Below are 18,562 nucleotides of genomic sequence, written 5' to 3' on the forward strand. Positions count from 1 at the left end.
GACAAACGTGGCCAATTCCACGGCAAAGACCCGGCAGGGGCAGGGCATCGGGCTCGGCGGGCGCTACGCCCGCGTGCTGGCGCCCGCGGTGAGCGGCCGCGCCGCGGTGGTGGAACTCATCGTCATCATGGTGGTGGCGATGGCGATTACCTACGCGATGCTGCCGCAGAACCCGCTGCTGCTCGGCATGGGGTTCCCGTGGGCCTGGCTGCTGCCGCTGATTCTCGCACTGCGCTATGGCACGCTCATCGGCGTGGGCGCGGTGCTGATGTTGCTCGGCGGCTGGTTCTTCTTCGACAGCCTGCAGGCGGGCACCCAGGCATTTCCGCGGCTGTTCTTCCTCGGCGGCCTGCTGATGGTCCTGGTGGCGGGGCAGTTTGGCGACATCTGGGGCACGCGCCTGGCGCGCGCGCGCGCGGTCAACCGCTACCTGGACGAACGGCTGGCCGCGCTGACCAAGAACCATTACCTGCTGCGCATCTCGCATGCGCGCCTCGAGAACGATCTGCTGGCACGCCCGACCACGCTGCGCGACACACTGTCGCAGCTGCGCGCGGTGGCGCTGGAAGACATCGCGAAGGCGCAGGGCGCGCGCGGCGCGCTGATGGGTGCGCAGCCGATGCTGCAGGTGGTGGCGCAGGCGTGCCAGGTCGAAGCGGCCGCGCTGTACGCGGTCGATGGCGAGACGGTCGCACCTCGCGCCTCGGCGAGCATCGGCCCGGCGTTCGATCTGGACGTCAACGATCCGCTCGTACAGCACTGCATCGACACCCGCGCGCTCGCGCACCTGCGGTCCACGGGCCTGCAGCAGGATGCGCAGACGCGGTACGTCGCGGTCGCACCGGTGCTCGCGGGGTCGGACCATCTGATCGGCGTGCTCGTGGTGGAGCGCATGCCGTTCCTGTCGCTCACGTACGAGAATCTGCAGCTGCTGATGGTGCTCATGGGGTACTACGCCGACGGCGTGGAGCATGCACCGGCGACGCACAGCATCCAGACGCTGCTGCCGGCATGCCCGTATCCGTTCGCGCTCGACTATGCCCGCCTTTCGCGCCTGCGTCGCGAGACGGGCATCGAGAGTTCGGTGGTCGCGCTGGTATTCGACCTCGACGAAGCGCGCGATGCGCTGTTCGAGCAGGTCGTGCGCAGCCGCCGCGCGCTCGACGTCGCATGGCCCGTGCGCAGCCCGAGCCATCGCGCGATGCTGACGCTGATGCCTCTGTCTGACAGCGCCGCGGTGTCGGCCTACCTTGTCCGGATCGAGGATATGCTGCGCGCGCAGTTCGGCGTGGATTTCGCGGGCTCGCACATCGCCGTGCACAGTCTCTCCGTTCCGGCGACCGGCGCCGAGGATGCGCTCGTCCGGCTGCTCCAGCGTTGCCAGCTTGACGATGGCGCGCTGACGGCCGCCATCGAAACAGGCCAGGTCAATGTTTAAGTTCGCCATCGGCGGCACCGCCGCCCAGATCGCCGCGCTCGCGCTGCTGTTCCGGAGCGTGCTGGGCGGCACGGAGGCCGATCTCGGCCTGCTGCTGTCGTTCTTCGGCCTGCAAGCCATCGCGGCGCTGCTGCTGGGCTTCGCGCTGTACCTGCTGCTGCCGCGGCGCTTTCGCGTGCCGTTCGGCTGGACTTACACGTACCTCACGCTGTTCTGCTTCTTCGTGCCGCTCGGTGGCGTGCTGGTCTGCCTGGGCAGCCTGCTGTTCGCCAAGCTGTTCCCCGGCAAGTACGACGCCACCGGCATCGCGTCGGTGACGCTGCCCGAGTTCGTCACGCATCTGATCCAGCGCGTCACGCACGGCGGCGGCGCGCGGCTGCGCGCGCAGCTTGGCAACACGCGCGCGCCGCTGCCAGAGCGCATGACCGCGCTGGTGGCCATGCAGTCCATGCCCGCGCGGACGTCGAGCCCCGTGCTCCGTGAATTGCTGGCCGATAGCACCGACGATATCCGCCTGCTCGCCTACGGCATGCTGGACGGCGCCGAAAAGCAACTCACGCAGCAGATCCTCGCCGAGCTGCCGCGCCTGGAACAGGCCGAAAGCGCGCAGGCGCGCGGCGAAATCAACAAGCGCCTGGCCGACCTGTACTGGGAACTGATCTATCAGAACCTCGTGCAGGGCGACGTGTACCGCTACACCGCGAGCCAGGTCGAGCGCTATGCCAGCGCGGCGCTGGAGACCCAGCCCGACAATGCCTCGCTGTGGTTCATGCGCGGCCGTCTGGCGCTCACGCGCAACGCGCCGGCCGAGTCCCGAGAGTATCTGCAGCGCGCCGAGTCGCTCGGCTTCCCGCGCGATCGTGTGCTGCCGCTGCTGGCGGAAGCCGCCTATCTCGAACGCGATTACGCCGCCGTCCGCAAGCTGATGACGGCATTCGACAGTCCTTCGCCGCTCCCGCTGGTGCGGCCCCTGCTGCGGTACTGGCAATCATGAGCGAGATTCTGGTCAAGGGCGATTCCGCCGACGTGATGCTGCTGCTCGAGGGGACGTTCCCCTACGTGAGCGGCGGCGTTTCCAGCTGGGTCAATCAGATGATCCGGGCGTTTCCGGACATCCGCTTCGGCATCGTCTTCATCGGCAGCCGCCGCGAGGACTATGGCGACATGGCATATACGTTGCCGGACAACGTGGTCCATCTGGAAACGCATTTCCTGTACGACTTTCCGCCGCCGCCGCTCGTGCATGGCAGTCCCGGCGACGCGAAGGCCTTCGCGCGTTCGGACGAACTGCACGAGATGCTGCGCGAGCCCGGCAACGAGGCGCGCGCGGGCGAGCTGATCCGCGAGCTGATGCCTGCGCTACGCGAGGGCGGGGCGCTGTCCGAGGACGCGTTCCTCTACAGCAAGCGCGCGTGGCAGACGATCACCGAGCAATATCGCCGCTTCTGCACGGACCCGTCGTTCACCGATTATTTCTGGACCATCCGCATCATGCACAAGCCGCTATGGCAGCTCGTGCGCATCGCGGACAACCTGATCCCGGCCAAGGTCTACCACACGGTGTCCACCGGCTACGCGGGCTTCCTCGGCGCGATGCTGCGATATCGCAATGCGCGGCCGCTGCTGGTGTCGGAACACGGCATCTACACGAAGGAACGCAAGATCGACCTGTTCCAGAGCCAGTGGATCCGCGACAACCGTAACGTGTTCGAGCGCGACATCTCCCAGATCAGCTACTTCCGTGAGCTCTGGGTGCGTTTCTTCGAGACCCTGGGACGCGTGTGCTACGACGCCGGCGACGAGATCGTCGCGCTTTACGAAGGCAACCGCCGCCGCCAGGTACAGGACGGCGCCCGTGCCGAACGGACGCGCAACATTCCCAACGGCATCAACCTCCCGCGGCTGGCCGCGTTGCGCGACAAGCGCGCGCCTGGCGTGCCACCGGTGCTGTGCCTGATCGGCCGGGTCGTGCCGATCAAGGATATCAAGACCTTCATCCGCGCGATGCTGACCGTGGTGCGCGAGTACCCCGATGCGGAAGGCTGGATCGCGGGTCCGGAGGATGAAGACCCGGAATACGCGCGCGAGTGCCGCAGCCTGGCCGAATCGCTGGGCCTCGGCGACAAGGTGAAGTTTCTCGGCTTCCAGCGCATCGACGAACTCCTGCCCAAGGTCGGCGTCATGGTGCTGAGCTCGATTTCCGAAGCGCTGCCGCTCGTCGTGCTCGAAGGCTTTGCCGCGGGCGTGCCCTGCGTGACCACCGACGTGGGCTCGTGCCGCGAACTGATCTTCGGTTTGCCCGGCGAGGATGCGGATCTGGGCGCTGCGGGCGGCGTGGTGCGCATCGCCGATCCGGCCGCGCTGGCGGAGGCCGCCCTTGCGCTGCTGTCCAACCCGGCGCGCTGGCAGGAGGCGCAGCGCGCAGGGATTGCACGCGTCGAACGTTATTACACGCAGGACCGGATGGTAGGCAGCTATCGCGAACTCTATAGCGCGCTGATGGACAAGCCTGACCACGGCAAAGACAGCACGGGCGGTAGCGGCAACCCAGCACGCTGCCCGGTGCACGGAGGACACTGACATGGCCGGCATCGGTTTCGAGTTGCGCAAGATGCTGCGTCGGGACAGCCTGACGGGCATGCTGAGCGCCTATGCCTACGCGGGCGTCATCAGTTCCGGCCCGTGGGTGCTGTCGATCGTCGGTATCCTGCTGATCGGTCTGCTGTCCATCGGTTTCGTGGTGCCGGGGCTCCTCATCACGCAGTTCCAGGTGTCCGTGACCTACCTGATAGCGGTGAGCCTGATCCTCACGGGCCCCATGCAGCTGTCCTTCACGCGCTTTACGTCGGACCGCCTGTTCGAGCGGAAGGACCACCTCATCCTGCCGAACTTCCACGCGGTGGCGCTGCTGGTGACGGGGCTGTCGGGCGCGATCGGCGTCGCCTGCGCGGTGTTCCTGTTCCCCGAGCAATCGGTGCTGTACCGCCTGCTGATGGTTGCGGGCTTCGTGATCATGAGCAACATCTGGATCGCGGTGATCTTCCTTTCCGGCATGAAGCAGTACAAGGCCATCGTGTGGACGTTCCTCGTCGGCTACGCGATCACGGTGCTCGCCGCGCTCGCGCTGCGCGGGCGCGGGCTCGAAGGACTGCTGGGCGGCTTCGTCATCGGCCAGTTGTGCCTGCTCGTCGGCATGATCACGCTGATCTACCGCAACTACACGAGCCAGCGGTTCATGTCGTTCGAGGTGTTCCATCGCAAGAACCTTTACCCGAGCCTCGTCATCATCGGCCTGCTGTACAACCTCGGCATCTGGCTCGACAAGTTCATGTTCTGGTATGCGCCGTCCACGGGCCAACAGGTGATCGGGCCGCTGCACGCGTCCATCATCTACGACATCCCCGTGTTCCTGGCCTACCTCGCCATCATCCCGGGCATGGCCGTGTTCCTTGTGCGCATCGAGACCGATTTCGTCGAGTACTACGATGCGTTCTACAACGCGGTGCGTGGTGGCAGCTCGCTCGAGCATATCGAGGACATGCGCAACACGATGGTCCAGACCATCCGCCTCGGCTTGTACGAGATCGTGAAGGTGCAGGCCATCGCGGCGCTGGTGCTGGTGGTGATCGGGCGCTGGGTCCTCGCGGTGCTTGGCATCTCCGAGCTCTATCTGCCCCTGCTGTATGTGGACGTGATCGGCGCGAGCCTGCAGGTGGTGCTGCTGGGCGTGCTGAATATTTACTTCTACCTGGACCGCCGCCGCGAAGTGTTGCTGCTGACCGGCACGTTCGTCGTGCTGAACTTCGTGCTGACGCGACTCACGCTGGAACTCGGCCCGGCCTGGTACGGTTACGGCTTCGCGGTGTCGCTGCTGCTCGTCGTGGCCCTCGCGCTGTATCTGCTCGACCGCAAGCTCGATCGGCTCGAGTACGAAACCTACATGCTGCAGTAACACTGGTGTGCCGGCAACGCGTCCGGCCGCCTGCCATGCCCGACGCCCGCGCTTGCCGCGGGCGTTTGTTTTCGGCACGGCATTTGCTGCGGGGTCCAATCCCCACGCCACACCTTTCGAATGCCTTTCGAATGCCTCTGTCAGCGGCCCGCACGGCGCAGTTGCGCAACAGATCGCGTCCCAACGCCCGCTTGGTCGCGACGCAGGCTCGACTTGCGGTGCCGCGATTAGGTAACATGACGCGGCATCGGGGGTTTTGGCCCCATGTCTACCATGCTCCACAACTTGGCCGTGCCCGCCAGAGAAAGGCAGTGGTCACGCAAAGGGATGTAATGAGAATCGCGTCAGTCGAAGACGACGAGAGTCAGGCCGAGCAGATTCGGACGCTTCTCGATGAAGCCGGCTTCAATTGCACGAGCTTTGCGACGGGCTCGGCGTTCCTGCGGGCGTTGCGCGACCAGGTATTCGACCTGCTGGTCATCGACTGGCAACTGCCCGACATGAGCGGCTACGAGGTGGTGAGCTGGGTGCGCCAGCAATCGGGCCGCCTGCCTCCGGTGTTGTTCGTCACGAGCCGCGTGGACGAGGCCGATATCGTGGCGGGTCTCGCCGTCGGCGCCGACGACTACATGGGCAAGCCGATCCGTCCTGGCGAACTGGTTGCCCGCGTGCGCGCGCTGCTGCGCCGCGCCTATCCGGAGGCGCAGCAGGAGCAGTTGGTTCGGCAGGGCGTGTATGTGCTCGACGCGCGCGCACGGACCGTCACGTTGTCCGGCGATGCCATCGAGCTGTCGCCGCGCGAGTTCGATCTGGCGCTCTTCCTGTTCCGCAATATCGGCCGGCTGCTGTCGCGCGACGTCGTCGAGCAGGCGGTCTGGGGGCGCACCATGGATGCCGGGTCGCGCACGCTCGATACGCACATCTCGCGTCTCCGCATCAAGCTGGCGCTGCGTCCCGACAACGGCGTGCGCCTGACTTCTGTTTACTCGCACGGCTACCGGTTCGAGGAGGCGGGGGCCGCCGATGCATGACCCCGCGAGATTCCGGCAGCGCACACTGCTCGAATGGGGGCTGCTGGTTGCCGTCGTCACGCTGGCGATGGCGGCGTCGGTGCGTTTCAACTGGAGCGCCCGCGTCGACCTCGCGATCATGGATGTCGCCATCGTGCCCCGCTTGCATGCCGCCGAAGAGGATGGCGGTATCGAGACCGTTGGCGCGCTGTGGTTCTGGTGCGGCACGCTCGTTCCCGTCTGGCTCGCAGCGTTCGCGGCCTTACGGCTGACGCCGCGCGGCGCGCTCATCTCCACCATGGTGCTAATGGGCGCGCTGGTCGGCGCGAGCGTGGCGGCCGTCGCGATTGCCGATGTGTGGTTCGCGCCGGCCACCGGATTGCTCGGCTGCCTGTTGTTCTATCCGCTCTGGAGCTGGCGCCGGCAGGAAGCGGCGCTGCGCTTCCTGAGCGCAGAAGTCGAACGGCTCTCTCGCGAACCCGGTCTGCATCCCGTACGCCAGTCGCACGACCGCACGCTCGACGGCAGCATGCAGGCGGTCTATGGCATGACCGCGCAGCTTCGCGACATGCGGCGCTTTCTCGCGGATGGGTTGGAGAGCCTGCCCGAGGCGACCGTGATCTGCGATGCCGATGGCGTGATCCTCGTCGCCAACCGCCGCGCGGTCGCGCTGGTACCCGCCGTTCTATCGGGCGTCAACGCGCGAGACCCGCGCGACTCGGGCGATGGCCTCGATCCGCCCGCGCTTCCCGACGTCATCGAGTCGTTGTTCCCGGTGCCGGGGCCCGGCCTTGCGTACTGGGACGCGCTATGCGCGACGCTCGAAGACCATGCGCCCGTGGTCTCATCCGCGGACTCGCAAGGCGTGGAGCTGGCCACCGAGAGCGACCGCCGCTATCTGCTGCATGGCGCTCCGCTGCACGGCGAGAGCGGACGTCCCGCCGGCGCGATCGTCAGCTTCATCGACATCACCGCGGTGCGTCGCGCGGAGCGGCAGCGCGAGCAGACCATGCACTTTCTCTCCCATGACATGCGCTCCCCGCAGGCATCGATCCTCGCATTGATCGATCTGCAGTCGCGGCCGGACCGCGCGCTGCCGGAGCCCGTGCTGCTCGCGCGTATCGGCGAGCTGGCGCATCGCACACTCGCACTCGCCGACGACTTCATCCGCCTCGCGCAGGCCGAATCGCAGACGCTGTCGTTCACGCCCGCCGATCTGCAGGGATTGATCCTCGATGCCACGGACGAATTGTGGGCGCTGGCCAAGACGAGAGGCGTCGAACTGCGTCTCGACCTCGAGCCGGATTGTCCGCCCCTGCGCGTGGTACCCGCGCTGCTTGTGCGCGCGATTGCCAACCTCGTCAGCAATGCGATCAAGTTCGGTCCTTCGGGGCACCCGGTGACCGTACGCCTGCGCCGCGGGCGCGGACACGTTGCGATCGAGGTCGCCGACGAAGGACCTGGCATTGCGCGTGCCGATCAGGGACGGTTGTTCCGGCCGTTCAGCCGCGTGAACGATGCGGGCGGCGAGGGGCCATCTGGCAGCGGCCTCGGTCTCGTTTTCGTGAAGACCGTGGCGGAGCGGCATGGTGGCCGCATCACCGTGAACAGCGACGTCGGCCGCGGCGCGACGTTCGCCATTCTGCTGCCCGTGCGTGGCGTGGCGACGCCTAACGATGCGTGCGCGATCGATGGACAGACAGACGGACATACGGATACGGTCAACTGATCGTCAACGCGCGAGAGCGCGATGTCGTTGACATGTGCGAGACCGCACGCACAGGTTCCCGATCTGACACAATTGTTGGCAATCGGATTGCCCGAACTTCCCTACCATCTCAACCGCTGCGGACACCGCATCCGTAGTTTTTTGTGCCCGTGCCAGCCCGTCAAGCAGTTCTGGCGCGGGCACGTTCTTTGGTCGCGTTTCCCACTGCAACGCTACCTCGCTGGCAACACGATGGTGAATTCCGTACCGACGCCCACCGTCGACCGGCACCGGATCTGCCCCCGCGCTTTCCTCACCGCCGCGCGGGCGAACGCTAGCCCCAGTCCATTCCCGCTTGCCGGTGCGTCACCGATCGCCGTCGTCGCGAAGCGGCGAAACCGCTTGAAGATATGCGGCATGTCCTGCGGCCGGATACCCGGTCCGCGATCCCTGATCGCGATCTCCACATGCCGCCGTGTTCGCCTGACACAGCAGTGCACCGTGTCGTGCTCCGGTCCGTACTTGATCGCATTGTCGATCACGTTCACGATCGCGCGGAAAAGGCTGTCGGGCTCCGCGCGCACGACATAGGCGTGCCCATCCGGTTCGCACAATTGCAGGGTGATGCCGCGCCGGTGCGCCGCCACAGTGAGGGCATCGATCGCATCGAGCAGGATGCCGTATGCATCCACATCGGCGGGCCGGTACTTCAGCACGTGCAGCTCGCTGAGCTGCACGAAGTCATCGACCATCTTGAGCGTGCGGCGCGCGTGCGACTCGATTTTCGCGAACAGATCGGGCGTCATCCGATATGTCTGGGTGGTGCGCGCCATGTCGAGCAGCGCGAGGATCGACGCCTGCGGGGAACGCATGTCGTGCGACAGGCTCGCCATCATGGCTTCCCGATGGCCCGCGCGCGTGGCGGCGCGTGGCCGGCCCAGCGACAGCAGTCCGCGTGCGAGTCCTTCCAGCGGCGACACGTAGTGACCGCGGAACAGGACGAGCACCCCCGCGAGGGCGGCGAGGATCAGGCCGCTCACCAGCGTGATGGCGAGCAGCGTGTGGCTGAGTCGCTCGATGTGCAGGTCGAGCTGCGCCGTGGCGGGTGCGAGCGCGGCATCGCGGAAACGGGCGATGGCGTCGGTCCCCTTTCGATAGACGGCGACAAAGTCCGCTGGCTGTACGGTCCGGTGCACCGAGCGCTCGCCGGCATCGATCAACTGACGGGCATACATGTAGGCGTTGTCGAAGTAGGCCTCGGTCACGCTATCCGCGCTGTGCCGCAGCTGGCTGCGATAGGGCTTGCTGGCGAGCCGCAGCGCGATGATGTCGCGCAACTGCATCACGCGGCCTTCCATGATCGCCACGCGCTCGCGATCGTCGCGAGTCAGGTACCGTCCCATTACTAGCGGTTCGATCAATAGGGAGCCAAAGCGCACCGCGTATTCGCGCATGTCCGCGATGTCCCGGGCAAGCTGCAACGGCTGGGCCGCGTCCGCGCTGAATTCGGCGACCCCAAGCGTGCATTGGTTGAGCATCAGCTGGAATGGCTCGTTCGCGGCGATCATGTCGTGGATGGCTCCGAGGATCGCACCATGGGCGCGCTGGCGCGCGGCATCGGCATGCAGGGCGTCCATCGTCGCGCGCGCCGGCACCAGCCGAGCGCGCACGAGCGCAAGAGAATTGACGAGATTCGAGCAACGCGTGCAGGTGGCGCGTCGCAGCATCTCTTCCAGATTGCGAATGCGTTCATCGGTGACGCTGCGCGCGAGCGTCAGTTGCGTACGCCGATGCACCGCCTGCTCCGAGGAGATGCGGCCCAGTAACGCCGTGCTGGCTTGCCGCTCGACCGAAGCGGCCTCGTAGGTCCGCAGTAACGACACGAACAATGCCATCGCCTCCCGCGATTGCCGCAGCCGCTGGTAGTGGGTGATCTCGTTCTTGATCGACCATATGATCGGCAGGCTGGCGAGTCCGAGCACCATGATGCCGAGCAGCCAGTAGCTGCCCTGCGAAGGCAGGCGGATCACGGCGTGATCTCGTCGCACTGCAGGCCTGGTGTCGGTTCGCCCGCCAGTCCCTGCGCGACTTCGAGGCGGTAGCCGTGATTGTAGAGAGAGACGACGCGCAGTCCGTTTTCCGCGCGCAGTCCGAAGCGCACGCGCAGGTTGCTGATGTGGGCGTCAAGCGTTCGCGATTGCACGGTATGGTTGCGGCCCCAGACGGCCACGTGCAGCCGATCGCGCGAGACGATTTGTCCAGCGTTCTCGAAAAGTTCCCACGCCAGCGCGAACTCGGTGGCGGTGAGGTGGACGTCCTGCATGCCGCGGCGCGCGGCGCCCGACACGCGGTCGAGCATGAACGCGCCGATGCAGATGCTGGACTGCAGGTCTAGCCCCTTGCGGCGCGTCGCGGATTCGATGCGAGCCAGCAACTCGTCGCGGTCCACGGGTTTGCGCACGAAATCGTCCGCGCCGGAACGCAGCGCGGTCGCGACGTCGCGTCCCTCGTTCTTCTGCGTCAGCACGATCGCGGGCGTGGCGCGATGGTGCCGCATCCTCGCCCATGCGAGCACGTCGATGCCGGACATGTCGGGCAGCATCCAGTCCAGGATCATCACGTCGAATTTCTCGGTCTGTAGCGTACGAATGAATGCACGCCCCGTGCTGAACGTCGCGACATCGTGATTGGCGCCATTCAACCATCGAGTGATCATGCTCGCCTGCATGGCGTCATCTTCCAGCAGAGCGATATGTAGCCGGCTCCGCATTGAGTCTCCGGGTAAATGTCGAGGATGAGGTAATTTAACCAGAACGACATGCGCATCTCCACGATGGGACTGTATTAGATGGTCACAGTCGCGCCGCTGAAACATCAATGTCCGTCAAGAATGTCGAAGAAGCCCCGTGGCGCCGGCATAGTGAAGCAGGACGTCCGCCGAACGTTGAAACCAGAACCGATGGCTTCGGAGGATCGTCCTGTCGAGCGAGGGGATTTGAGGCCATGGCGACATGGCCTCCTTTTTCTGCCATTTCAAGGGGAATACGAAGATGAACGAAGGAATCGTGGACGAAGCACTGTGGGCACGCATCGCGCCGATCGTGATGCCCTTCAGCAAGCCGCAGGCCGCGCGCGGCGGACGCGAACCGGTCTCCGATCGGGCGGCGATCACGGGCATCCTCTACGTGTTGCGCACGGGGATTCGCTGGAATGCGCTGCCGCGCGATCTCGGCGTGGGATCCGGTGTGAGCTGCTGGCGGCGCTTGCGCTACTGGCAGAGCATCGGCGTCTGGAGCATGGTCCAGGAAGTCCTGGGCGACAGCCTGCCGCAGGACGCGCAGGTCGATTTCTCGCGCACGCGTCGCGGCCGCAAGCCGTCCGCGCGGGATGACGGCTAGTCGTCCACCATCCACGAGGGGACGGGCTTCGTCTCGAAGTCGCGAATCACGCTCATCGCGTGATTCGTCCACACCGTCAGCATCTGGAATGTCTGTCCACCTGCCTGACCGTCACCGACGAGCATCACGGCGCCGAATTCGAACTCGCTCCCGCCCGCCTTCTTGCGGCCAATCAGCATGCCTAGCCGAAGGATATGCAACGGCACGAAGCTCTCGGGCTGCTCCATCTGGTCTAGCGCGCGTGGGGCAAGCAACAGCGGCGCGCTGCCGAGCTCGGTGAAGCGCCGCCGAAGCGCCGCGCGTGCGTCCTTCCCAAGCAGGGCCCCATAGCCCCATTGACCCGCGCGCGTGCGCGCGCGCACACCGGGTTGCCACAACTCGCCCATCACGAGCCGCGACTCTTTCGAATCGAATAGGGTTTCATCGTCGTTTAGCCGCCAGATCTTCGCGGTCTGTCCGAGCAGATCGAATGCGTAGGCGACTCGCCCGAACACGCGTTGATAGCCAACGATGCAGTCGATGTCGTCGTCGCAGACGGGAATCGCGTCGCGCGGCACGCTCGGATGCCGAAGCTGGAAGCGGCTCGGGGAGCCGGGGTATTTGCCGGACCAGGCGCGCGGCCCGTCGTCGTGCTCGATGGATCGGATTGACATGGCATTCGTACTGGAAAGATAAGGGCGCACGGCGATTGTGGCGCCATGGAATGCCGCGACTGCATGCGCCGACACTTCTTTACGATGTCGATTTCGATGTCGACCTCGGTCTCCATCAAGTTTTCTCAAGAGTGCGCAACGACGGGGTTCGCGTCCTAAGCTGTCGCGGTGAATATGCGGCACAGGATGGCGATGCGCGACGAAAACGGCTTGACGCTGACGGAACTTCTGGTGGGACTGATCGTGATCGCCATGCTCGCGGTCGTGGCCATGCCGCGGCTCGGCGCGCTCGTGCAGGGCAATCGCGTCGACGCGGTCGTGGAGGACGCCGCCTCGGACATGGCATTCGCCATCAGCGAGGCCACGCGGCGCGGACTGCCGGTGACGGTATGCCCAGCGGCGGGGGAGGGGGATGCCTGCGATGCCGCCGGCGTGTGGCGGGACGACTGGATGACGTTTGTCGACGTGAACGGCGATGGCACGCGCGATGCCGACGACAAGGTGCTGCGGCGGCGCGGGGGATGGGGTACCGGTGTGACCATCGGCGCGCGCTCGGCGCACGCCACCTCGCGATTGCAGAGGCTGACGGCGGATGCGGATGGCCTGTTCACGAGCCTGCCCGCGGACGCGCGTCTCGTCTTCGACGTGCCGGCCGCGATCACGGACATCACGCGATGCCTTCGTTTCAGCAACGTCGCGGCGGAATCCGTGTCGATCGGCAGCGGCAGGGGGGCCTGCGCATGACGGGGAGCATGCGCGGTGCGAACGGGTTCTCGCTGATCGATGCGTTGATCGCGCTGTTGCTGACGTCGCTGGTCGGGCTCGCCTTTCTGCGCATGACGGGCGTGTCGATGCTGCGCACGCAGGAGGCGCGCGCGCGCGCTTTTGCGATTCATCAGATGCAAGGGCTGGCTGCTTCCATCTCGGCGAATCGAGGCTACTGGGTGGCGGAATCGCGTACCGTGTCCCTCGATATCGGCTCGGCGGCGGGCGCACCGGACTGCGAGGCTTCCCGCTGCGCGCCCGCACAGCTTGCACGCTTCGACATGGCGCGATGGAGCAGGGGTCTGTCTACGCGCCTTACCGGAGCGGCCGCCACCGCGTCGTGCGCGCCCGACGCTGGCGTGCACGTGTGCACGATCGACCTGTCGTGGCGCGAACGCGGTACGCCAGCGACGGCGGCGCCGTCCCGGCTGTCGCTGCGGTTCGTGCCATGAGACGCGCATCCTGCGCCATGACGGGCGCATGCCGGCACACGGCGATGCCAACCCAGCGCCGCGCGCGTGGCCATTCGCTCATATCGCTGCTCGTCGGCATGACGGTCGGGCTTGTCGTCATGGGCGTGTTGTTCGGCATCTTCGTTAGCATGAAGACATCGTTTCGCGAGCAGTCCCGGCTGACGCGACTGGCATCGGCGGAGACGCGTCTCATGGATCGGCTGTCGCAGGTCGTGCAGACCGCTGGCTTCTATCCGTATCGCGAGTACAACGGCGTACCGCGCGGCGGATTCGAAGGCGGCGCCGGCTGGCAGCCCCGCCAGGTGATTGCGGGTGAGAACGGCACAGGCGCGGCAGGCAACATCCTGCGTACGCGCTTCCGCATTCAGCGCGGCGAAACCGTGCGCGACTGCGGCGGCGACCGCCCGCCCGCGGCCGACACCCCTGCTACGTACCTCCAGACCGTGCGTGTGAGCGCTGCCGGAGTGCTCGAATGCGTGGTCGAGTCGGCGGACGGGACGCACCGCCAGACTTATGCGCTGGCGGAATCCATCTCGCGTTTCGCCGTGACGTATGGCGTCGATCAGGATGCGGACGGCGGCGTCGATCGCTATCTCGATGCTGCCGCGGTGACCGCCGCGGCATCGTGGGACGCCGTTGCGACGGTGCGTTTCGATCTTGCGCTTGCAAAGGGGCTGCCGCAGGGCACGTCGCCCGAAGCGCTCACACAGGTGATAAGGGTGGCGTATCGTGACTAGGTTCTCGCGGCCTCGCGAAGGCGGCTTCGTGCTGCTGTTCGCGCTGTTCCTGACCATCGCGCTCGGCGCGCTGGGTGTGGCGATGATGCGCGGTGTGCCCGTGCGCGAACGCATCGCCGGAAACGTCACCGACAAACAGCGCGCATTGCGCGCCGCCGAAGATGCGCTGCGGTATGCCGAGGGCTGGCTGGTGCAGGAGCGCGGTGTCGCCTCGGTGCCCTGCGCGGGCGCGATCGACGCCCGCGTGTCCAGCTTGCGTGTCTGCACGCGCCCTTTGACGGATCCGACACGGCCGCCGTGGCCCGAGCGCATCGAGAATCTGCCGTTGCCCGGCAATCAGCCCGACGCGAACGGTCCATCCCGCAGCGCCATCCACATCGTCGAAGTCGGCATGGCGCGCGGCGGCCTGGATCGCGTTTTCCAGATCACCGCTGCCGGTTACGGCCCCGCGGGGGCGACGGGAACCACCGCCGTGGCGGTGCTCCGCAGCACGCTCTCGCTCTCCACGGCCGCACGCAACCTCGGAGCCCATTGATGCGCAATTCGATCATGACATGCCTCGCGCTTCTGGTATGGACCGGCGCGATCCGAGCGGAGGAGAGCATCCAGTTCATCGACGACGACCTGACCGGCGGGGCATCGCGTTACGACTGGATCGCGCTGGATGGCGCCTGCCTGACGGCGGGCAACGGCTCCGGAAGCATCCCCGCGTGTCACACGCTTCCGTATTACCGCGGCAAGGTGCTGGTCGGCGGCAAGACCGGGCGGCTGCCCGACGCGGCGGGCTCGGGCGCATTGCGCCTGACCAATGGCGACTACCAGCCTCAAGGCTGGGGAACGGGCAACAACGCCGACTTTCAACGCGGCGCGGTGGTATCTAAATTCACGTTCCCGAATCACGAGGGGATCGAGCTGTCGTTCTCGACAGTCACCTATGGCGGCGATGGATATGAGGGCCGCGGCGCCGACGGCCTCAGCTTCTTTCTGGCCGATGGCGCCCGGACACCCTCCATTGGATCTGCGGGGGGCGCCCTCGGCTATAGCTGCTCGAACGTCCAGACGCCGCCCGATGGCGTCGAGGGCGGCTACCTCGGTATCGGCATCGACGAGTACGGCAATTTCTCGAATGCCGCGGACGGGACGAACAGCGGCCCCGGCCACAGCCCCAACCATATCGTCGTGCGGGGCGCGGGCGATACGAACTGGGACGGACTCAAGCGGGACTTCGGACAGTCCTATTTGGCCAGCGCGGCCGGTTTCCGCAATTGGATGGTCAGGCAGGCGTGTAGACGAGGTCTCACGCAGGCGGGCCAGCCGCTGCGCAACTATGCATTCCTGCGTTCGAGCCGCTTGCCGGGACCGATGGCCAATCAGCATGGCGTCAACCAGCCCACGCGGGGCAAGGCCCTGCCGATTACCTATGCCATGCGCCTCACGCAGCATGGACGCCTGAGCCTGCACTACAGCTACAACGGCGGCGTGGCGACGCCGGTCTTCGAAGACGTCGACATCGTCAAGGAGAATGGCGTACCGCCCGCGACGCTGCGCTTCGGATTCGCCGCGAGTACCGGGGCGGGCAGCAACGTCCACGAGATCACGTGTTTCAAGGCGAAGCCGGCAAGCCGCGCCGACACCAGCGCCGCCGTCGGGCAGGATCCCGCGCGGCGGACGGACGGTGGCCCGCAGTTCTACTTCAGCGCGTTCAACGAGCGGTACTGGACGGGTAAGCTGACCGCCGTCGGGGTGGCCACACGTCAGGACGGGCGGGTAGAGCTGGAGTCGCGGCCGCGCTGGGATGCGGCATGCCGGCTGACCGGCGGCACCTGCGACGGCGTTACGGGCAGCGTGGCCGCGATCGCACCCGAGCAGCGCATGATTCTGACATGGGATGGCACGCGCGGCGTGCCATGGCGCTGGCAGTCGCTGTCGGCCGCGCAGCGCGCAAGTCTCGGTCCGACGGCATCGAGTCCCGCCACGGGCGAGCGCGTGCTCGACTACCTGCGCGGCGCGCGCCAGGACGAGGTCGGCGTCGCACAGGGCGGAACGCTGCGCAGGCGGCAGGGTTTGCTCGGCGACATCAGCCATTCGAGTCCCACGTGGGTCGGTGCGCCCGATCTGCCTTACGACCGTCCGTGGCAGGATCGACTGCATCCGGCGCAACGCGCCGCCGAACCGGATGGGAGCTATGCGGCCTTCAGCGCGCGCAACGCCCTGCGGCAGCACGTGGTCTACGTCGGCGCGAACGATGGAATGATGCACGGTTTCCGCGCGGGCGGGGGCCAACCGATCCAGAACGATGGCGTGGAGATCCTCGCGTATATGCCGTCGCCGGTCGTCGATGTGGTGCGCGCGCGCGATGCGCGGTACGACCTCACGTCGCCGAGCTACGCGCATAACCTCTTCGTCGACGCGACGGCGGGTTCGGGCGACCTGTACTACGGCGGTGCGTGGCATACATGGCTCGTCGGCGGCCTCGGCGGCGGCGCGCGCGCCGACGGCCCCATCGCCGACGATACGACGGCGGCCGGCGGCATGATCTACGCGCTCGACATTACCGATCCGGCCGCGTTTCGCGAAGCTGGAGCGGGCACCCTGGCCCTTGGCGAATGGTCCTCCGCACGGCTGAATGGTACGGGCATGTGCAACGTCGCCAACTGTGGCGCGCATCTCGGCATGGTCCACGGCAAGCCGCTGATCCGGCGGCTGCACAACGGCAAATGGGCCGTGTTGTTCGGTAACGGCTACAACAGCGCGCACGGTTCCGCGGGCTTGTTCGTGATGATCGTCGATCCCGCGCGGGGCGCGAGCGGCGCCACCTTCCATTACCTCGATACGGGGCATGGTCCTGCGCAGGACCCGCTGAAGCAGCAGCGGCGGAACGGCATCGTCGAGGTCACGGCGGCGGACCTCGATGAAGACCACATTACCGACTACGTGTACGCGGGCGACCTGTTCGGCAACGTGTGGCGCTTCGACCTGACGGACACCGATCCCGCGAAATGGCGGGTCCGCGCCGCGCCCCATTATGCGACGGGCGGCCTGCCGATCACCACGGCCGTGCTCGTGAGCACGATGCCCGCGCGGAACGAGAAGCCGCGCGTCATGATGAGCTTCGGCACGGGGCGGCGCTACGAACAGACCACATACGCCAGTTACGAATACGCACGCGGCAGGCACGGCATGCATGGCGTATGGGATGCCGACCTCGACGCGTGGAACGCGAGGGCAATGTTCCACTATGCGTCCCTGCCCGGCACGCGCACGGTGACAGCCGCGGACCTGCAGGTGCAGACCGTCGAGCGGTTATCCGCGGCGGCCGATGGACCGGCGGCGCGCGCGGTGAGTACGGAGCAGGTTTGCTGGCAGGGCGACGCGAAGTGCCGCGCGCCGCGGACTGGTTGGCGGCTGCAGTTACCCGGCGACGACGAGCAGGTGCTGCACGACTCCACGATGATCGGCGGCATGCTGCTCTTCAACACGACAATTCCGCCCGCGCCGGCCGCCGCGAATGTCCTGAGCTGCGCGAAGGCGGAGAACTCGGGATACTCGATGGCCGTGCGGCTCGATACCGGCGGCGCGAGCGCACGGTCCTTCTTCGACGTGCCCGAACTGGGCAACACCACGGTGCCCGTCAGCGGTGTGGGCCTCGATGCGACCGGCACGCCCACCACGTTCACGCTCAACGGAAAGACGTTCATGGTGCAGCAGACCGAGAAGGGCGTCGGCAAGCTGAGTCAGATCAATCCCGACCTGGGCGAACAGAAGAGCAGGCGCGTCAACTGGGCGAGGCTCCGGTGAGCACCGCCCGCTCGCCTGCATGGGACCCGCGATCGCAGCAGCGGGGCTTCACGCTGATGGAGCTGCTCACGGTGATCGTCATCCTGGGCATCGTCGCCGCGATCGCGATTCCGGGTTACGCGGACTACGTGCGTGCGGCCAGGCGCCTCCAGGCGCGAACGGCGCTGCTCGATCTTGCCGCGCGGCAGGCGCGGCATATGGCGCTGCACGGCACATACACCGACAAGCCGGAGAAGCTCGGCCTCTCCGGCCCTTCCGCCCGCTTTCCGCTCGACGTGTTCGACGGACAGATTGGCGACCCGGCCACAGGCACGGGCTCGGCGCGCACCGCGTGGTACCGCGTATCCGTGACGCTGAAGCAGGGCGGGGCGGTCTTCGAAGCCTTTGAAGCGACAGCCTCCCCGTTGGGCGCGCAGGGCGACGACCGATGCGGCACGTTCGTGCTGGATGACACCGGGCGGCAGTCCATGCGCGGCGGCAGCCTGCCGGCCGCGCAATGCTGGTGAACGCGGTTCGCCGATCGTCAATGTTTGCCAATTTCGCGATGGGCATCGCCCCCCCGTGATGTCATGAAGCTGCCGACGGCATGTTGCCGGACGGCCGTTCTCATACTCATTTTTTTGGGGTCAT

General features: G+C 66.6%; 16 protein-coding genes. 13 read left to right on the forward strand and 3 right to left on the reverse strand.

All coding sequences use genetic code 11. The features are described from left to right. The first annotated feature begins 7 nt into the window (after positions 1 to 7). The 6 genes from KHP16_RS10085 (at position 8) to KHP16_RS10110 (ending at position 8,129) form a co-directional block, all read left to right on the forward strand. A complete protein-coding gene (locus KHP16_RS10085) occupies positions 8 to 1,438 on the forward strand; it encodes a PelD GGDEF domain-containing protein (protein ID WP_109583759.1) in 1,431 nt (476 codons plus the stop codon). Further along, positions 1,431 to 2,432, forward strand: coding sequence for a tetratricopeptide repeat protein (locus KHP16_RS10090; RefSeq protein ID WP_211960108.1), 1,002 nt, complete (start codon positions 1,431 to 1,433; stop codon positions 2,430 to 2,432). The genes KHP16_RS10085 and KHP16_RS10090 overlap by 8 nt, the downstream gene beginning before the upstream one ends. Next, complete coding sequence (gene pelF / locus KHP16_RS10095) at positions 2,429 to 4,018, forward strand: GT4 family glycosyltransferase PelF (protein ID WP_211960109.1); 1,590 nt, start codon at positions 2,429 to 2,431, stop codon at positions 4,016 to 4,018. Before KHP16_RS10090 ends, pelF begins: the two co-directional genes overlap by 4 nt. Position 4,019: 1 nt before the next feature. After that, positions 4,020 to 5,390, forward strand: a complete 1,371-nt coding sequence (gene pelG, locus KHP16_RS10100) for an exopolysaccharide Pel transporter PelG (protein ID WP_109583468.1) — start codon at positions 4,020 to 4,022, stop codon at positions 5,388 to 5,390. Between the two features lie 332 nt (positions 5,391 to 5,722). Further along, complete coding sequence (locus KHP16_RS10105) at positions 5,723 to 6,421, forward strand: response regulator transcription factor (RefSeq protein ID WP_109583467.1); 699 nt, start codon at positions 5,723 to 5,725, stop codon at positions 6,419 to 6,421. After that, positions 6,414 to 8,129 (forward strand): PAS domain-containing sensor histidine kinase, encoded by a 1,716-nt coding sequence (locus KHP16_RS10110; protein WP_211960110.1) that lies wholly within the window; start codon positions 6,414 to 6,416, stop codon positions 8,127 to 8,129. Before KHP16_RS10105 ends, KHP16_RS10110 begins: the two co-directional genes overlap by 8 nt. A gap of 212 nt (positions 8,130 to 8,341) precedes the next feature. On the opposite strand, the gene KHP16_RS10115 is transcribed toward KHP16_RS10110, so the two are convergent. After that, positions 8,342 to 10,138: a sensor histidine kinase gene (locus tag KHP16_RS10115; RefSeq protein WP_211960111.1), complete on the reverse strand. Its 1,797-nt coding sequence runs from the start codon at positions 10,136 to 10,138 to the stop codon at positions 8,342 to 8,344. Beyond that, positions 10,135 to 10,878, reverse strand: coding sequence for a response regulator transcription factor (locus KHP16_RS10120; protein WP_167468443.1), 744 nt, complete (start codon positions 10,876 to 10,878; stop codon positions 10,135 to 10,137). Before KHP16_RS10120 ends, KHP16_RS10115 begins: the two co-directional genes overlap by 4 nt. 280 nt (positions 10,879 to 11,158) lie before the next feature. On the opposite strand from KHP16_RS10120, the gene KHP16_RS10125 reads away from it, so the two are divergent. After that, positions 11,159 to 11,506 (forward strand): transposase, encoded by a 348-nt coding sequence (locus tag KHP16_RS10125; RefSeq protein WP_167468442.1) that lies wholly within the window; start codon positions 11,159 to 11,161, stop codon positions 11,504 to 11,506. On the opposite strand, the gene KHP16_RS10130 is transcribed toward KHP16_RS10125, so the two are convergent. Next, the gene (locus KHP16_RS10130) at positions 11,503 to 12,159 is read right to left on the reverse strand and encodes a hypothetical protein (RefSeq protein ID WP_147306197.1); all 657 of its coding nucleotides are present in this window, start codon (positions 12,157 to 12,159) and stop codon (positions 11,503 to 11,505) included. The two genes, KHP16_RS10125 and KHP16_RS10130, sit on opposite strands and share 4 nt — an antisense overlap. Before the next feature lie 192 nt (positions 12,160 to 12,351). On the opposite strand from KHP16_RS10130, the gene KHP16_RS10135 reads away from it, so the two are divergent. From KHP16_RS10135 to KHP16_RS10160, 6 genes are read left to right on the forward strand one after another with little or no spacing between them, the layout of a single operon-like run. Continuing rightward, positions 12,352 to 12,903 carry a GspH/FimT family pseudopilin gene (locus KHP16_RS10135; RefSeq protein WP_167468441.1) on the forward strand — a complete coding sequence of 184 codons (552 nt, stop codon included), beginning with the start codon at positions 12,352 to 12,354 and terminating at the stop codon, positions 12,901 to 12,903. Next, a complete protein-coding gene (locus KHP16_RS10140; protein WP_181366168.1) occupies positions 12,900 to 13,376 on the forward strand; it encodes a hypothetical protein in 477 nt (158 codons plus the stop codon). Before KHP16_RS10135 ends, KHP16_RS10140 begins: the two co-directional genes overlap by 4 nt. Next, positions 13,373 to 14,134, forward strand: a complete 762-nt coding sequence (locus KHP16_RS10145) for a PilW family protein (protein ID WP_167468439.1) — start codon at positions 13,373 to 13,375, stop codon at positions 14,132 to 14,134. Before KHP16_RS10140 ends, KHP16_RS10145 begins: the two co-directional genes overlap by 4 nt. 28 nt (positions 14,135 to 14,162) lie before the next feature. Beyond that, entirely contained in the window at positions 14,163 to 14,669 is a 507-nt protein-coding gene (locus KHP16_RS10150; RefSeq protein WP_121491654.1) for a pilus assembly PilX family protein, read from the forward strand. Continuing rightward, positions 14,669 to 17,932, forward strand: coding sequence for a pilus assembly protein (locus KHP16_RS10155; protein ID WP_244835741.1), 3,264 nt, complete (start codon positions 14,669 to 14,671; stop codon positions 17,930 to 17,932). The genes KHP16_RS10150 and KHP16_RS10155 overlap by 1 nt, the downstream gene beginning before the upstream one ends. Further along, the gene (locus KHP16_RS10160) at positions 17,929 to 18,438 is read left to right on the forward strand and encodes a type IV pilin protein (protein ID WP_280528130.1); all 510 of its coding nucleotides are present in this window, start codon (positions 17,929 to 17,931) and stop codon (positions 18,436 to 18,438) included. Before KHP16_RS10155 ends, KHP16_RS10160 begins: the two co-directional genes overlap by 4 nt. Positions 18,439 to 18,562 lie beyond the last annotated feature (124 nt).

The sequence above is a fragment of the Cupriavidus plantarum genome (assembly GCF_905397285.1).
GTDB lineage: Bacteria > Pseudomonadota > Gammaproteobacteria > Burkholderiales > Burkholderiaceae > Cupriavidus > Cupriavidus plantarum.

Excerpts from the sequence above, each read along its gene's own strand:
- KHP16_RS10120 (WP_167468443.1), bottom strand. The coding sequence starts at position 10,878 with ATGCGGAGCCGGCTACATATCGCTCTGCTGGAAGATGACGCCATGCAG.
- KHP16_RS10155 (WP_244835741.1), top strand. The coding sequence starts at position 14,669 with ATGCGCAATTCGATCATGACATGCCTCGCGCTTCTGGTATGGACCGGC.
- pelG (WP_109583468.1), top strand. The coding sequence starts at position 4,020 with ATGGCCGGCATCGGTTTCGAGTTGCGCAAGATGCTGCGTCGGGACAGC.
- KHP16_RS10105 (WP_109583467.1), top strand. The coding sequence starts at position 5,723 with ATGAGAATCGCGTCAGTCGAAGACGACGAGAGTCAGGCCGAGCAGATT.
- KHP16_RS10125 (WP_167468442.1), top strand. The coding sequence starts at position 11,159 with ATGAACGAAGGAATCGTGGACGAAGCACTGTGGGCACGCATCGCGCCG.
- pelF (WP_211960109.1), top strand. The coding sequence starts at position 2,429 with ATGAGCGAGATTCTGGTCAAGGGCGATTCCGCCGACGTGATGCTGCTG.
- KHP16_RS10140 (WP_181366168.1), top strand. The coding sequence starts at position 12,900 with ATGACGGGGAGCATGCGCGGTGCGAACGGGTTCTCGCTGATCGATGCG.
- KHP16_RS10145 (WP_167468439.1), top strand. The coding sequence starts at position 13,373 with ATGAGACGCGCATCCTGCGCCATGACGGGCGCATGCCGGCACACGGCG.
- KHP16_RS10090 (WP_211960108.1), top strand. The coding sequence starts at position 1,431 with ATGTTTAAGTTCGCCATCGGCGGCACCGCCGCCCAGATCGCCGCGCTC.
- KHP16_RS10135 (WP_167468441.1), top strand. The coding sequence starts at position 12,352 with ATGCGCGACGAAAACGGCTTGACGCTGACGGAACTTCTGGTGGGACTG.
- KHP16_RS10110 (WP_211960110.1), top strand. The coding sequence starts at position 6,414 with ATGCATGACCCCGCGAGATTCCGGCAGCGCACACTGCTCGAATGGGGG.
- KHP16_RS10130 (WP_147306197.1), bottom strand. The coding sequence starts at position 12,159 with ATGTCAATCCGATCCATCGAGCACGACGACGGGCCGCGCGCCTGGTCC.